The organism is Candidatus Roizmanbacteria bacterium (genome assembly GCA_016700135.1).
Taxonomy (GTDB): Bacteria; Patescibacteriota; Microgenomatia; order UBA1406; family GWC2-37-13; genus UBA1450.
Genome location: CP065004.1, coordinates 829805 through 844443 on the forward strand (window position 1 = coordinate 829805; position 14639 = coordinate 844443).

General features: G+C 41.0%; 18 protein-coding genes. 6 read left to right on the forward strand and 12 right to left on the reverse strand.

Going from position 1 to position 14639, the window contains the following annotated elements; genetic code table 11:
- The first annotated feature begins 10 nt into the window (after positions 1–10).
- Positions 11–202, forward strand: a complete 192-nt coding sequence (locus IPM65_04360; protein ID QQS43365.1) for a hypothetical protein — start codon at positions 11–13, stop codon at positions 200–202.
- Here the strand turns inward: IPM65_04360 and IPM65_04365 are convergent.
- Positions 169–993, reverse strand: a complete 825-nt coding sequence (locus IPM65_04365; GenBank protein ID QQS43366.1) for a tetratricopeptide repeat protein — start codon at positions 991–993, stop codon at positions 169–171. The genes IPM65_04360 and IPM65_04365 overlap by 34 nt on opposite strands.
- 105 nt (positions 994–1098) lie before the next feature.
- Between IPM65_04365 and IPM65_04370 the strand changes: the two genes are divergently transcribed.
- On the forward strand, positions 1099–1968 hold the full coding sequence (locus IPM65_04370; GenBank protein QQS43367.1) for a hypothetical protein: 870 nt from the start codon (positions 1099–1101) through the stop codon (positions 1966–1968).
- Positions 1969–3071: 1103 nt separating this feature from the next.
- Here IPM65_04370 and IPM65_04375 read toward each other — a convergent pair.
- The 10 genes from IPM65_04375 to IPM65_04420 form a co-directional block, all read right to left on the reverse strand.
- The gene (locus IPM65_04375) at positions 3072–4184 is read right to left on the reverse strand and encodes a DegT/DnrJ/EryC1/StrS family aminotransferase (protein QQS43368.1); all 1113 of its coding nucleotides are present in this window, start codon (positions 4182–4184) and stop codon (positions 3072–3074) included.
- Between the two features lie 247 nt (positions 4185–4431).
- Positions 4432–5697, reverse strand: coding sequence for a hypothetical protein (locus IPM65_04380; GenBank protein QQS43369.1), 1266 nt, complete (start codon positions 5695–5697; stop codon positions 4432–4434).
- A 296-nt stretch (positions 5698–5993) separates the two neighbouring features.
- Positions 5994–6158 (reverse strand): transposase, encoded by a 165-nt coding sequence (locus IPM65_04385; GenBank protein QQS44719.1) that lies wholly within the window; start codon positions 6156–6158, stop codon positions 5994–5996.
- 12 nt (positions 6159–6170) lie between these two features.
- Positions 6171–6425, reverse strand: a complete 255-nt coding sequence (gene tnpA / locus IPM65_04390; protein ID QQS43370.1) for an IS200/IS605 family transposase — start codon at positions 6423–6425, stop codon at positions 6171–6173.
- A 5-nt stretch (positions 6426–6430) separates the two neighbouring features.
- Entirely contained in the window at positions 6431–7102 is a 672-nt protein-coding gene (locus tag IPM65_04395; protein ID QQS43371.1) for an alpha/beta hydrolase, read from the reverse strand.
- 9 nt (positions 7103–7111) lie between these two features.
- A complete protein-coding gene (locus IPM65_04400; GenBank protein ID QQS43372.1) occupies positions 7112–7783 on the reverse strand; it encodes a DsbA family protein in 672 nt (223 codons plus the stop codon).
- 45 nt (positions 7784–7828) lie between these two features.
- Positions 7829–9211, reverse strand: coding sequence for a GIY-YIG nuclease family protein (locus tag IPM65_04405; GenBank protein ID QQS43373.1), 1383 nt, complete (start codon positions 9209–9211; stop codon positions 7829–7831).
- A 122-nt stretch (positions 9212–9333) separates the two neighbouring features.
- Entirely contained in the window at positions 9334–9609 is a 276-nt protein-coding gene (locus IPM65_04410) for a transposase (GenBank protein ID QQS44720.1), read from the reverse strand.
- A 301-nt stretch (positions 9610–9910) separates the two neighbouring features.
- Positions 9911–10078, reverse strand: a complete 168-nt coding sequence (locus tag IPM65_04415) for a hypothetical protein (GenBank protein QQS43374.1) — start codon at positions 10076–10078, stop codon at positions 9911–9913.
- Positions 10047–10292 (reverse strand): helix-turn-helix domain-containing protein, encoded by a 246-nt coding sequence (locus IPM65_04420; protein QQS44721.1) that lies wholly within the window; start codon positions 10290–10292, stop codon positions 10047–10049. Before IPM65_04420 ends, IPM65_04415 begins: the two co-directional genes overlap by 32 nt.
- 324 nt (positions 10293–10616) lie before the next feature.
- Here IPM65_04420 and IPM65_04425 point away from each other — a divergent pair, with 324 nt between their 5' ends.
- Both IPM65_04425 and IPM65_04430 read left to right on the forward strand, forming a co-directional pair.
- Positions 10617–10769, forward strand: coding sequence for a metal-sensitive transcriptional regulator (locus IPM65_04425; GenBank protein QQS43375.1), 153 nt, complete (start codon positions 10617–10619; stop codon positions 10767–10769).
- 87 nt (positions 10770–10856) lie between these two features.
- Positions 10857–11156: a cation transporter gene (locus IPM65_04430; GenBank protein QQS43376.1), complete on the forward strand. Its 300-nt coding sequence runs from the start codon at positions 10857–10859 to the stop codon at positions 11154–11156.
- Between the two features lie 268 nt (positions 11157–11424).
- Here the strand turns inward: IPM65_04430 and IPM65_04435 are convergent, their stop codons facing one another.
- Positions 11425–11703, reverse strand: a complete 279-nt coding sequence (locus IPM65_04435) for a hypothetical protein (protein ID QQS43377.1) — start codon at positions 11701–11703, stop codon at positions 11425–11427.
- Here IPM65_04435 and IPM65_04440 point away from each other — a divergent pair.
- Positions 11694–12221 carry a hypothetical protein gene (locus IPM65_04440; protein QQS43378.1) on the forward strand — a complete coding sequence of 176 codons (528 nt, stop codon included), beginning with the start codon at positions 11694–11696 and terminating at the stop codon, positions 12219–12221. The genes IPM65_04435 and IPM65_04440 overlap by 10 nt on opposite strands.
- 21 nt (positions 12222–12242) lie before the next feature.
- Entirely contained in the window at positions 12243–14639 is a 2397-nt protein-coding gene (locus IPM65_04445) for a copper-translocating P-type ATPase (GenBank protein QQS43379.1), read from the forward strand.

A 14639-nucleotide genomic window follows, 5' to 3' on the forward strand; every position in this document is an offset into this window, starting at 1 on the left:
TACTATCATTATGACAATTTTAATTATTCTTGCAGTACTGTTTCTGATTTCATTTATACTGGCGTGGATTTCAATGAAAGATTTCCACATTCCGAAAGAAATCAGGAAAATGATTTCAATGAGAAAAATGAAAGGTTCAATTGTGTTTTTTAAGAATAAAGTTGAGCATTACTCTTCTTCTTCCTCTTCGTCTTCCAATTGAACGATTGAGCTCAAGTCCTTTTCTTCTTCAAATTCTTCCCATTCCTCGTCATCAAGCTCCAAATCGCCCTCGACAATTTCATCGTCATCTTCTTCTGATTCATCATCACTCTCACCGTCTTTTTCTTCATCCTGTTCAATCTGATTGATATCTGAAAGCATCACATGAGGGTTGGAAGGGAATGAAGGATACTGTCGTACCTTTTTCCCTTTTGAAAGTTCTCTGATAAATACAACGACGGCCGTAAGATCAATTTCTTTAATATATGTTTTGTATTCGCTCCCTTCATTGATAAAGTAGGCGAGACGCTTGGAAATATCATCAGGAAGGCAGCCGAGATATTCATCAGCTGCTGTCCGCACTTCTAATTTTCTCCTTTTTTCTTTTAGAAATACCTCTTCGCCGATACTGGTTCCTGCCAAATCCTCTTTTTGTCCGAGATTGACAAGATGTACTGTACGGGTTTTTCCCGGAATATCAATGAAAAGATCAGGATCAAATTTCGTTGAGGAACTGTGCCGCTTCTTTTTTTTATTAGAAAGAATGGCAATCTTTTCCAGATGTTCTTCGGCAATATTGTTTTTCGGCTGAAGTTCCAGCACTTTTTTAAACGCTTTTTTTGCTTCAGTCAGGTTATTCAATTGAAGTTGGGCATATCCTAATCTGAGATATGCATTCATATTATTTTCGTCCTGTCCGATAATGAGTTTATTTTGTTCTGCTGCTCCTTCCCAGTTTGCTTCTACCGCATAGTCGATTGCTTTTTGTTCAAGGGTGTCAATATTTTCCATTTAGTTGAGTATAAGAAAATTACGTCGAAAGTCAAGTGCAAAAAACCGGAATATCAGTACTCAATAATCAGATTTTCTGCTCGGTTTGAGTGTTATACTAGTACCATGGCGACTAAGTCTAAATTCTCATTTAATCTGTCGTTTTTATCGTTTAAAAAGCTGACGCCAAACAAGCAAAAGCAAAAAGCATTCAGCTTCATAAATGTTATTCCCAAAAGAATCAGGATTGTAATTGCAACGTTACTGATGATGGTACTTCTTACCATAAGCTCATTTTTTACATTCACCGATTCATGGTATATTTTTATTCCGATTATATTCCTGGTATCGTATATCACGACATATTTTGCGGTCTTTGAAGGGATTGATAGGGTAGAGTGGTATATGTTGTTTGTTGTTCCGATTATGCTCGCTATAGCATTGTATCTATTTTATTCACTCCTTCCTGTGAGGTGGCTTACGCGTTTACCGTTTTTGATTCTTTTCTCTCTAGGATACTATGCGGTGCTGTTGACAATGAATATTTTTAATGTCGGAGTAGAGAGAAGCTTACAGCTGTATCGTGCCGCTTTTTCCATCAATTATCTTACGCAGACATTTATTATATTTTTATTTGTATTGGTTATCCTGTCCTTCCGTCTCAATTTTATACTGAATGCATTTATCATTGCTCTTCTTTCTTTTTTTATATCACTGCAACTTTTTTGGACAGTAAAACTGGAAAAAACTTTTGACAGAAAACTTCTTATTTTTAGCGGAGTTCTTGCTTTACTTTTGCTTGAAGTATCGCTTCTCGTTTCATTTATGCCGATCAGAATCAATGTAATTGCCCTCATTTTGACCTCATTTTATTACAGCCTAACAGGCATTGTATACAACTACCTTGCTGACAGACTTTTCAAGAACACGCTTCGCGAATATGCCTTTGTTATGGTTTTTGTGCTTTTTATTACAGTCCTGACGCTCCAATGGTGATATAACTGAAAATATAATTTCAGAAAAAAACATCGACACGCCGAAGTAGAGAAGAGAGGAGAGGGGGAAGAATGTTTATAAAATTAACGTTCGTGAAATATTCGATTATATCCTATAATAATATTTAATTATTATAAGATAATTAATAAAATTCACGTACGTACATAATTGATGCATTTTGATACACTTCGATGCTGTCTGCCAGAAGTATGTGGATAACTTAGGCCGTCAGAACTGCTACTATTCTCTTAAGGGCCTTCCTACAATCCCTACGTGATATCTTTGTGTATCACAAAAGGTCAGTGCCTCTCTCGAGCGGAGTAAGCCCGACTCTCAAGGTTATTTGCCGAAAAGAGAGGTAAAAAGTGCGATATTGAGTAAAAATAAAAAAATAAAAAATAATTTATTCCGATAAAAAAGAGGAATAATAATTCTATTCCTTCGATTTAAGCAGTTATGGATATCGGCAAAATTAGACATAAACCGAGCCGGAGAACGGAATATATAAAACGTCGTAAATTGTATCTTTTACGACGTTTAGTCAAAATGAGAGGAGAGAGAAGCGATTTTTTGCAAATTTGTATTTTGTGTTTTTTTTCGTTTATTTTTGTTTTTTATTTTTAATCTTTCTGGAAATGACCTCATTTACTTCTCCCGGGCTGTGTCCTGGTTTGTGGCATGTGCCGCTACCCTATTATAGATTACTGTGACAGTCTAAATGGCATTTATAGACTCAATTCTCCTCTATTTCGTGCTTATCTGTTCGGAGAACTCTTACTGATAGGATTGTTATATCAACCTTATTGCTGTGAGTTTGTTTTTTATGGTACAGTCAGGCCCGGATAGGGCGACTATATGTTTGTGCCGCGTTATGGGCAACTTATAAATGAACGTTTTTCTTTGGAACGATGATGAGAGAATTATTTATCTGCGCTTTTAGGAAATGCATCGAAGACTTGTTGTTTTATACCGATTGTACTTAAATCGACTTTAAAAAGATGATACTTTATACGTCTCAAATCCCAGAGAGGCCTATTTGGGCGTTTTTTATGGGTGCGATATAGAATAGGCTGTTATAACAGTCTATACGCACATTGACTGTTTTATTTTTTTTCATGAAGTACCTTCTTTAGGGTTGTTATAAGTTTCTGTGAGTCATTTTTTGAAATGTTAGTCGGGAGTTTTACCAGTTTTGGAATCTGTTGTTCACACTTCGGGCATTTGTTCGGTTTGTATCCGAATAAGTGATGATTAATCTGTCCGTTTTGTAAAGTGAATAGTTCCGTTCCGAGTGAGATATTGTATTGTTTGAGTTTTTTAATAAGAGGCAGTGGATTGGAAGTTATAAGCGGAAACAAAGTAAGAGCAGAGTCCGGAATAGGAGAGTTCGATATTTTTTTATTGTATGCAGCAACCGATCTTTTTCGCTTCAGTAAGACGTCGTTAAATCCATCGAGCTGCTTCATCAAAAATATTCCGCAAATATTGGGATAGGTTTTTAGATATAAAGAGTCAAACTGACCTTTCATTTCCTTTCTTGTCATCGCAGGCGGGATCAGATTGAACTGCTTCATCATAAAATGCAATAATTTGCCGATGTAAATATCGTAGGTTTTTTTTATTAGTACAGAGGCGATTTTATAGGTTATGATCTGTAAAATCGTCCAGAATGAAGCGTTGGGTATGTTTTTTTCTACATCCCGCATTATTTCGGCGTTCTTTTTTCCCCTCGTGATAATAGCGCCGCCGAAAACTGAAGAGATTGCTGCAGAGCGGGAAAATGACATAATTACCGCTGTTGTAAAACGCTTCTGTTTAAACAAGGCTGCATCAAACCCCTGCGTGACATCTTCAAGGACATTCAATTTTTTTTCTTTTGCAAAGGCTAATATCTTCTTGCGGTCTTTGGGTACAATACCGAAGGGATGCCTTAATATCAGAAACTTCGCCTTCGGGGAATATTTTTTTTCAAGATCCTGAATATCCATACTAAAATCATCTTCATGAATATCTACATATACCGGCTTGAGTTTGTGTTCCAGAATAGGAAGCAGACAGTTAGCAGGTGTAAATCCCGAAACTAACACTTCTGTCTCAGCAGGGAAGGAAAGAGTTTTTATATATTGATACAATGCTCCGCGTGCTGATAAGAAAAAGCTGATATGGCAGTCAGAAGTGAAGAATCTGCTTTTAAGACGTCGTTTAAGATTATTCATTTCCTTACCTCTCCTCCACTTCCAAGGTTGAAAAAACAGTCCAAATGCAAGAATTGCATCTCCCCTACCCTCATTCGGTGCAAATTCAGAAGAAATCATTTGTGCACAATAAGTGAATCTATTAATGTACCCGGCAATTTACCGTCTAAAAGAATTACGGTGCTCTTGTCTACCTTTAAGAGTAACTGTTTTTGAAGATGCGAGACGTCGTTAAATGTAAATACTCTCTCTTCTTTCTTGCTGTGATTTAAAAAAAATCCGTTGTATATAGTTCCATATTGAATTTAGCGATTTTATCCACAAGTGATTCATATGCTCCCCTCTTCTCTCCTCCGAGCTCTCTGATACCCGGAGTCACAATACATTTACGCTTTTGGGGAAAATGTTTCAGAAAATCGAGTTTGAGAAGTAACCCGTTGAGATTCGATTCCTGAGTGTCTACAATTATTACCGATTTATGTAAACCGCGATGTACGGAAAAAGACCCTTTATCATGCTTAAGCTCCTGTAACTCATGAATTACATCGGCCGGTTTTATGCCGAGATCGATACAAAGGGCAAAAACCGGGAGAATATTTTGAAGAGAGTGTTTCCCTAATAATGCCGTTGTAATATTCCAAGAGTGTTTTTTGTAATGTATTCGGGCTTTTGTATATGTCTGACTGAAGGTGTATTGTGACGGATGAATATCAGCGTGTTCTGAAAAATCATACGTTACAATTCGGGCATTGGTTTTCGGACTGGGGATTTCAGCATTCATATAGACCGTCGCATTGTCTGAAAGTTTTGACAACGGAGACGTAAACTCCTCATACATGTTCTCTTTGCTGCCGAAAAGATCAAAACGATGATTACCGATTCCAGTAAGTATTACATAGTCAAACGGAATATAATAAGTAGCATTTTTTATTTCACCTTTTTTGTATGTTCCGATTTCGACTATGAAGATTTCCGTATCGTCAGAAAGATTTCGAAGTATTGCGCGTGCGATACCTATATCATTTGTGTAGCGGGGATCAGTCATCGCGACTGCATATCGTTTCGAAAAAATTCGGTAGAGGTAATTTGCGATTGCGGTTTTTCCGTAACTTCCGGCAATCCCGATAAACACTGTTTTTGAGTTTTTCATTTTTAGTCTTGCAGTCTGAATGATAACCCATCGGTATATTTGCACCGGAATCTGAGTCAACACGACGGCTGTCAAAACGATAATAAACGCCATAAAAGGAGCAAGCCAGAAAAAGTAACTCAGAAGGTTGTAGACATAGACATCTTCAAAAGCAAACAGAAAAAGCACACCTGTAACAAGAAAATGGAAAGAAAGAATCATAAAGTTTCGCGGAGTTACGGATGGCAGTGATATTTTATATGTATAGAAGAGAGAAATAAATCCGTTATCTGAAATGCCTGCCTGGAATCTGTCCAGTCTGTAATCTTTTTCTTCAAATACATGCAGGAAGTGGATACCCTTATAAAGGACCCAAAAAACACAAAGAAGAATAAAGATGAACATGAGAACCCGTGTCTGTTAATTATTAACTAACTTTATCATACAAGTACAATACTCTCAAAATTATTATACTCGCGGTTAAGGAAAATTAGGTAAGCAAAAAGGGCTCTATTTCTTTCCAAACGAGAGCGGTTTTATCAGACGGGAAATTATGGGCAGAATCAGGAAATACATGCAGCTTCGAACGGCGAATTTTCTTCTGAAGTTCATATCCCATTATCGCCGGAGTACTGGTATCGTTTTCACCCCATAAAAATAGATACCCACAGCCCACGCTTCGCTTAGTGCCGTGGTACTTATCATAATTCAAGCTTCGCTTGACCTGAATCCTGTTCCGTTTGATACTTGACGTATCGGCGGATTATCTCTTCATCGATTCCTACTGTTGAAACAAAATATCCAACCGTCCAGAGTGCTGGTGTTGCGTAGTATATCTTGTCCAGCCACGGTACTTCCTTTCTGATTCTTCGTGTGCTTTAGCTTTTTATTATCTCTACCACTTTGGATACGGAGTACCGTGGCGGAATGATAATCATCATGTGTACGTGCTCCGGTTGGATATTAAGTTCTTGCAACTCAACACCTTCAATCGCTTGTGCAATCTCTCTGATGTGATAATCCGCCACTTGTCGAAACTTCACAGGATTCAGAGCCCTCCTGCGATACTTGGTGACGATCACGATGTGATACTGTGTTCGATAGACACTGTGACCACTTAGTCTCATTTGCATACATCCTATTGTATCGCACGTCGGGCTCGGGCATTCACCCCCGTCCCGATTTCGAAAGCTATCGCAATCTCACGTGACGGGGAACTCTGCTGACGCATTAGAGTTTTATTTTTTACATTACGAATATCTCTCGTGAGATCCTGCGCAATAATTTTCCGAAAATTTTTTTCAAGGTGAGGGTACTTAAGAAGATCGGAGTCTTTGTGAAACAGCGAGTAATAGAGGGATCGTAAAGGTTTATAAAACAGTCTCATCAATGCCTGCTCCCGCGGGATCTGCTTCATCATCTGTACCGGTTTGGAAATCCTGTTCTGTCGCCGGAATGAACTGGCACAAACGACCAGATGATCGATACAATCAGAATAATGGCTGGAAAGATAGAGTCCGATGTCACTCCCGAATGCATGCCCGATATACTGCGTTCTTGTCATCTTCAACTTTTCAATAAGCTCTTTCATCATAACTGCATATCCTTCAACCCCCCAGTGCTCTGCGGGATTATCGCTTTTCCCGAAACCGGGTAAATCGATAAGATATGCACAATACTTTTTCGATGCCAGAAGCGCTAAAGCGTGGAGCTGATACATATTTTCTCCCCATCCGTGTACGAAAAGCACCGGAGATCCTTTCCCCATACGCTTGTAGTGTATTTTTCTGTTCAGAACGCGTATATACATGCAGTCTCCTTATGATGTTGTAGATTTCTCAATAGCATCAAGAAGTATATTCTTCAGTTCTTCAACCGATTGCGGTGAGCGGATTTTAGTACCGTTCAGGTAGAATGTCGGTGTCCCCTGGACATCAACTTCAATCCCTGACAAATAATCGTTCTGAACTTTTTCCTTTACAGCGTCCGATGAAAAATCCTTTTTGAATTGTTCCGTATCCAGTTTCAATTCTTCAGCATATTTGATGAACAGTTCTGACGGGTCACCCAGTTCGGCCCATTCGGTTTGTCTGCTGAACAATATATCGTGATATGGATAAAATGCATTCTGTTTTGCAGCCGCTTCTGCCGCCCAGGCAGCTTCACGTGCATTCGGATGTATTTGATCCAGAGGGAAATTACGGTAGACAAACGTCACTTTATCAAAAATCTCCTTGTTTTCAGGCGATGTTTCGTCCAGACTCTCAATCATATCAAAGTACGAAGCACATGCCGGGCACTGGAAATCACTGTATTCTGTGAAGATGATTTTGTTATCTGCAGACCATTTGGCGTGATCAGTTGATGCCACTTTTGTAAGGCTTTCAAAAAACGTCTCTTTCGGTTGGCTGGTCATAGCGTATGCCGCAAAAAGAAAGATGAACAGACCGAGGACAGATCCGATGATAAGAAGATTTTTTTTCGTTTCCATAAGTGTTCATTATACCTGCCTTATTTATGTTTTGCCAACTACTTTTTATGAAAGCTGAAACGGAATTTCCTTTTGCTGAGTGATAATTTTGATGTTGAATTGATTTTTTGCAGAAAATAAGTACCGGACCAGAATCTTGTAAATATCGTAATCAAAATAGCGTTCTTCATCTTCTGTGACAAGACACCATTTGTCAATAATAAAGTCATCTGTCAGATGTTCAACGCTGTCTTCTTCGTGGATACGGATCGGACCGGGGAACGGCCATTCTTTGATCGTCCGATCGCCGAAAGCTTCAATAAATCTGATATTGTAAGCGATCGGTTTTTCTTTATTGAGACAGGCGCCCTTACATCTTTCCAGTTTGTGCCCGAAACAGGCACCCTTTGTTTTTTCAAGACCGAGGAGCTTCCCGCACAGTTTATGTTCCAGTGCTTTTGCTTCTACAAACTCTTTTGCCTGTTTTTTACTTCGAAAAATTCCTAGAATTTGCGGAAGTATGTCTGTCGTGATACGGGTGGTTCTTCCGAATGAAACCGTTTGGTATCTTTCTTTCGTCTCTTCTTTGGTGAGGATGGTAAATACATTCTGCCGTCTCAGCTGCTGATTGTATACGGGATTCATTTTCTTAATAAGCTCTGCTTCTTTCAGTAACGCTCCGAGTTCACCGGCTGTTGGGATCGTTTCAATGTGCTTAATTTGCTGTGAAATATTCATTTCCTTGGACGAACTGTGGTCTGACGAAAAATGTGAAAGCACCCGTTTTCTGACGTTCTTGCTTTTTCCGATATATAACGGGAGCTCTTCTTCTCCGTAAAAGATATAAACACCCGGGCCGTCATGCAGATTGTCCACTTCCCTGATCGGAAGTTTGGTAGGAAGCGACGGCTTTTGGATGAGAAACTTCAGAGTTTCCTGAAGTTTGTTTGCCGGATACAGCATTTCGACCGCCTGATAAAACTTCCACAGCACCTCAGCATCATCAAAAGCACGGTGTCGGTGTTGGATTGAAAAACCGAACCTTTGGACGATCGCATCCAGATTGTGATGCCGATGTTCCGGAAAGAGAGTTCGTGAAAGTTTGACGGTACAAAGCTGCTTCAGTGACAGGTCCAGATCATATCGCCTGAATTCATTTTTCAAAAAACCGTGGTCAAAACGGACATTATGTGCAACAAAAATGGAACCCTGCAGCAGTTCATACACATCATCTTTTATCAGGTCAAAAGTCGGCGCATCCTCCAATTCGTCCGGATAAATTCCAGTCATTTGAGATATGAAAGGAGAAACATGTGTCTGCGGGTTGATAAGTTGATTGTAAGTCCTGACAAGCCTTCCGTCTTCAACGCGAAGGATCCCGATCTCAATCACTCGGTCATGTCTCATGCGGGTGCCGGTTGTCTCGATATCAACAAAAGAAAAAGTCATATATAGTGCCGTTAACGGACAGTTGTAGAGTTAAAAAATATCGAAAGGATGAGTTTAATGAAGACGGTGCGTTCTCAGAATCGGTCTTTCAAACCTTTTAACTGTACAACATTCAGATAGACTCATTCTAGCAGATACGGGGTTGGAAAAAATGTTGTATGAGTTCCATACATATGGCACTCTTTAGGTAAAATAGATAATAGGTAATCCATAGGTGAAATATTGTTCAGGCTTTTGTGAACTCGCTTTGTATTGTACCAGACGAGGTATTCAATAGGTGACGATTGAATGATCCGATACCGGTCCTTGGTATAGATGTAGGGGTTCATAAATTCTTCCTGGAGTGTTCTGTTTGCTCGCTCAATAAAGGCATTGATCTTGGGACATCTGGGGTAGATAAAGAGGTGTGGATATTGTTTTCTTCCAGATAGTCATGGAAGTTTCAGATACTCGAGGCCGTTATCTGTTTGTATGGTTTTTATACCATCTTGTATTGGGTATACTAGTTCCAGTCTTCTCATAAAATCAGCACCGTTTCGGCTGTTGAGTTTTGAGTATCCGTAGGAGAACGGAATTTGAGTTTGATGTCCACTGCATTGAAGACATACAGCTTGATTCCGTGTACAAACTTCGTGATGGTATCAATCTCAATGTATCCGTATCTTCCACCAGGAGACCGCTTGACCTTCTGTCGGTACTTTACTTTCCGTTTTGCAAAGCCACTTGCTGGATTGTGATAGATCCGGTAGGTCTTGCGCTGCAGGTTGTGTCTTTGATCACTTTTCCAATGGTTGACTCAGATATAGTTGAAATTCCTTCCTGTAGGCAATACTCATCAAGTAAGGGCTTGATCTTCTCCTTTCCCAAACAAAAGTATTGTTCTCGAATCTCTTTGATAAAGGATATGACCTTCGGTGAGTCTCCATACGTCGGGTGTCTTTGGCTTGGTTGTCTCTGGTATCAGGCTATCCAACTGCCCTTCTGAATCTCGCCGTCTCTTCCTCCATCGAAACAATGTCCTTCGTGATATCCCATATGCATCAACTGCAGCTTGTATCCCGTACTTCTCTGCAAATGTCAGAACATCGTTTCGATTGTGCTACATCTGACTGATTGTAGTCTGATAGAGATCGTATCTTTTCATAAGATCTCTATTGTACTGCCAGTCATAACTCCTAATTACTCAAGCTGATCTCTCCCATTTACTCATAGATGTTAGTTCCCTATGAGTGCCATATCTTTCGTAACTTATTCAGATGTTGACAAATTTCAGAGCAGCAGTTATTATGTTTTAACCTATTAGGATTAATAAAAATAACATTTGAATATGGTTAAAATAAAAATAATAAACACAGGGTGCTTCATCGTTTGAAGATTGTCCGGGACATCTGGAAAAATTATTGAAATGGTTGAGAAAGATACCTACTGCATTGAGATTCTTCACCAATCACTGGCGGTACAGAAGGCTTTGAAATCTCTTGATTCAACGATCATGGAAGAACATTTAGGGACGTGCGCTATTGATCAGGTGAAAAAGGTCAGAAGGATCAATTCGTGAAAGAACTTGTAGAAATTTATAAATATAAATGACAGTGCGTTGAAAAGAACACTGTCATCCCGGACATAGATCCGGAATCCAAAGCTTATGAAAACAGCTACCTGCACTTATTTTGTTTCAGGAATGCATTGCGGATCTTGTGAGGTACTCCTGCAAAAGATCTCCAAACTCAAAGGAGTTTCGGATGTAAAAGCTTCTTTACAGGACGGATCGGTACAGATCTCTTACCATAAAGGTCACAAACCGCAGGTTTCTGAATTGAATGATGAATTCTCGGAACTGGGTTACTTTTCTCCAAACAGGAAACAGTACCGGACAGACACAAAACACCTGGACTCAGGCAATTGTGTTTATGGTGCTTTTCGGTATTTTGTACATTATCGTTGAGGATACAAAAATATTTGCCAGGTTTACTCTGGATGAGAGTTCCTCTCTCCCGCCTTTTTCGGTTTGGGAGTTATTGCCAGTCTGTCCAGTTGTGCCGCGTTAGTGGGCGGGTACTCCTTGCAATGTCAAAACAGTGGAATGAGCTCTATGGCGGTGTTGATGAGGGAAAGCGGTTAACACCGTTTGTTCTCTTCAACGTCGGGAGACTTGTTTCTTTTGCGGTACTCGGAGGACTCCTGGGAGTCATCGGCTCATTTTTCAGTTGTCATTACAGTTTACTGCCGTACTTATCATTGTCGTTTCTTTGGTAATGGGGCTTGTAGGACTGCAGATGCTGGGGATTTCCCTGGGCGAAGAAGAGAATACGTCTTGGCTTCCCTCGATTTATTTCCGGGTATGCATCTGATGAACGGAATTTCAAAGGGAAATACATGCCCTTTGTCTCCGGAGCCTTAACCTTCTTTTGCCGTGCGGTTTTACCCTGATGGCACAAAGTATTGCGCTTACCTCCGGCAATTTCTGACCAGTTCGGTGATGATGTCAGCATTTGCAATCGGTACTCTCCCCGTCCTTGCGGGGATCAGTTTCTCGAGTTTTAAACTGCAGAAAAGTTCATCATTCGGCGGGACGTTCAATCTTATTGCCGGTCTTTTTATTCTACTTTTCGGGTTTTACAACATCAATGCCCAGTTCAACGTGCTCGGACTGCCGAGTATGAGTGATGTTTTTGCCCGAACATCATCCGATTCTCCAGCAGGTACTTCGCTCGGGGTGACCATGAAAGGTGAAGGCGAAAATCAGTATCAGGAACTGACCATGATGGCAAAAGAATTCGAGTATTTTCCGAAAACGATCAAACTCAAGGCGGGTGTTCCGACAAAGTTGACAGTCCTGAATAACAATGTGGTCGGTTGCGCCCAGGCAATGTGGCTGGGAGGGTTGTACGATGAGGTGATCTATTTAAACAAACCAAGATCCGAAGCTGAGTTTACCCCGGAAAAAGGAACATACAAAATCAGTTGTACGATGGGCATGGTTCCCCCCGTCATGGTACGTGTAGAGTAAGTTACTAATTCATCCCTTTTTATGATTAAAAAAATATTTCCGATAGTCGGCATGCATTGTGCATCCTGTAAAGCCCTCATTGAAGATGTAGTGAGCGATGTAGACGGAGTAACTGATGTGAAGGTCAACTATGCTGCAGAAAAAATGACTGTCTCATATGATGAAGCGAAAGTAAGCATTGAGGATTTGAAAAAAGCAGTTGCCAGCGCCGGAACCTATCAACTGGTAGACAATACCGAAGGGAAAACGGTACTTGCTTCTCCACCCGAAGCGAAAAAGATAGAAGAAGACAAAAACCATATGAATATGCACGAGGGACATGATATGGGCGGTCATCATGATCATGGGGTGCCGCTTGATGAGCAGATGAGACATGATATGTATCAAAATCTGAAGAAAAGAGTCGTGCTGATCGGTTTGGGAGCACTTCCGTTTTTAGGAATCATGTTCTGGATGCTGTTCGGAATGGATCTCGGGCTGCCCGATCCGATGATGGTTTTCGGAGATATTTCTCTCGAAAATGCCGAAATATCAATTCCGTTATTCAATCTGTTACAGTTTTTTCTTGCAACTCCAATTCTTTTTATCGGAGGGCGTGAGATTTTCCAAAGTGCGATAAGCGCGGCCAAAATAAAAGCTACCAATATGGATACTCTTATTGCAATCGGGACTTTTGCTGCGTGGTTGTATTCGACGGTAGTGACGTTTTATCCTGCTGCATTCGCCGGAATTGAAGGAGGGACGGAGGCCTACTATGAAGCCGCGGTATTTATTATTTTCTTTATCATGCTCGGCCGGCTGCTTGAGATGAGATCGAAAGGACAGGCAGCTGATGCCATTAAAGCCCTACTTCACCTGCAGGCAAAAGAAGCAACCGTCATCCGTGACGGCCGGGAACTGATAATCCCGGTAGAGCAAGTCATGACCGGAGATATCATCATCGTCAAACCGGGACAGAAACTGCCGGTAGACGGCGTGATTGTTGAAGGCTCCTCATCAATAGATGAATCGATGGTGACCGGTGAGTCTCTCCCGGTTGAAAAGAAGATCGATGATGAAGTCATCGGTGCCACGATCAACAAATCGGGAACATTCAGATATAAAGCGACAAAAGTAGGCTCAGAAACACTTCTTTCACAGATTATCCAGATGGTCGAAGAAGCACAGGCCACCGAAGCTCCTATCCAAAAACTTGCCGACAAAGTAGCTTCAGTATTCGTACCGATTGTCATGGTAATAGCAGCACTGGCATGGGTATTCTGGTACTTCATTGCCCCACAGTTCGGACTGATCGCAGATGCCAACACGTTTCAGCTTGCAACATACATCGCCATAACAGTCCTTATCATTGCCTGTCCCTGTGCTCTGGGCCTTGCCACACCGACAGCCGTCATGGTCGGTACGGGACATGCAGCTCAACAGGGAATCCTCGTCAAGGATGCTCAGGCACTTGAGATTGCACACAAGCTTGAAATCATTGTTTTTGATAAAACCGGAACTCTGACTAAGGGAGCTCCAGAAGTTCAGACGCTCGAACTTACTGATGAATCATATGCTTCACTCCTCTACTCTATTGAAAAAGAGTCTCATCATCCTCTTGCAGAGGCAGTCGTCCGGTATTTTGAAGACAAAAAAAATGTTTCCGTGATGAAAGTGGATCATTTTGACGACATATCCGGAAAAGGAATTGAAGCGCAGATACAAGGCAAAAAAATACTAGTCGGAACGGAACGCCTTATGAAGGAAAAGTCCGTCACTATTTCTGCTGACGATAAAAAACTGGCTGAGTCGCTTCGCTCGAAAGCTCAGACCGTTTCGTTTTTTTCAGTCGACGGCACGGTTAGCGGTGTTATCGGAATTGCCGATACTATCAAAGAAGATGCAAAAGCTGCGGTAGCGCGTCTGCATGATATGGGTTTGAGGACGGTCATGATAACCGGCGACAATACCGTGACAGCTCAGGCTGTGGCAAAAGAACTGGGTATAGATGAGGTTCTTGCTGAAGTGCTTCCGGGCGATAAAGCCGCAAAGATAAAGGAATTACAAAAAAACGGCTCGCTCGTCGCCATGGTGGGAGACGGTATAAACGATGCTCCGGCTCTTGCGCAGGCTGATGTCGGCATCGCGATGGGAACCGGTACTGATGTGGCGATCGCAACTGGAGATATTGTGCTTGTAAAAGGCACGCTTGAAAAAGTAGTCGAATCAATTGATGTTTCAAAAAAGACCTTGCGCATTATCAAACAAAATCTGTTTTGGGCGTTCGGATACAATGTCGTCGGAATACCGGTTGCGGCTGGAGTTCTTTTTGTACCGTTCGGGTTGCTTCTCTCCCCGATTATTGCCAGTATTGCAATGGCATTCAGTTCGATATCAGTTGTTTCAAACAGCTTACGTTTAAGGTATTTAGTTCGATAA

Excerpts from the sequence above, each read along its gene's own strand:
- IPM65_04395 (QQS43371.1), bottom strand. The coding sequence starts at position 7,102 with ATGTATATACGCGTTCTGAACAGAAAAATACACTACAAGCGTATGGGG.
- IPM65_04445 (QQS43379.1), top strand. The coding sequence starts at position 12,243 with ATGATTAAAAAAATATTTCCGATAGTCGGCATGCATTGTGCATCCTGT.
- IPM65_04440 (QQS43378.1), top strand. The coding sequence starts at position 11,694 with ATGTCAGCATTTGCAATCGGTACTCTCCCCGTCCTTGCGGGGATCAGT.
- IPM65_04405 (QQS43373.1), bottom strand. The coding sequence starts at position 9,211 with ATGACTTTTTCTTTTGTTGATATCGAGACAACCGGCACCCGCATGAGA.
- IPM65_04400 (QQS43372.1), bottom strand. The coding sequence starts at position 7,783 with ATGGAAACGAAAAAAAATCTTCTTATCATCGGATCTGTCCTCGGTCTG.
- IPM65_04435 (QQS43377.1), bottom strand. The coding sequence starts at position 11,703 with ATGCTGACATCATCACCGAACTGGTCAGAAATTGCCGGAGGTAAGCGC.
- tnpA (QQS43370.1), bottom strand. The coding sequence starts at position 6,425 with ATGCAAATGAGACTAAGTGGTCACAGTGTCTATCGAACACAGTATCAC.
- IPM65_04425 (QQS43375.1), top strand. The coding sequence starts at position 10,617 with ATGGTTGAGAAAGATACCTACTGCATTGAGATTCTTCACCAATCACTG.
- IPM65_04365 (QQS43366.1), bottom strand. The coding sequence starts at position 993 with ATGGAAAATATTGACACCCTTGAACAAAAAGCAATCGACTATGCGGTA.
- IPM65_04375 (QQS43368.1), bottom strand. The coding sequence starts at position 4,184 with ATGAATAATCTTAAACGACGTCTTAAAAGCAGATTCTTCACTTCTGAC.
- IPM65_04380 (QQS43369.1), bottom strand. The coding sequence starts at position 5,697 with ATGTTCATCTTTATTCTTCTTTGTGTTTTTTGGGTCCTTTATAAGGGT.
- IPM65_04430 (QQS43376.1), top strand. The coding sequence starts at position 10,857 with ATGAAAACAGCTACCTGCACTTATTTTGTTTCAGGAATGCATTGCGGA.
- IPM65_04370 (QQS43367.1), top strand. The coding sequence starts at position 1,099 with ATGGCGACTAAGTCTAAATTCTCATTTAATCTGTCGTTTTTATCGTTT.
- IPM65_04360 (QQS43365.1), top strand. The coding sequence starts at position 11 with ATGACAATTTTAATTATTCTTGCAGTACTGTTTCTGATTTCATTTATA.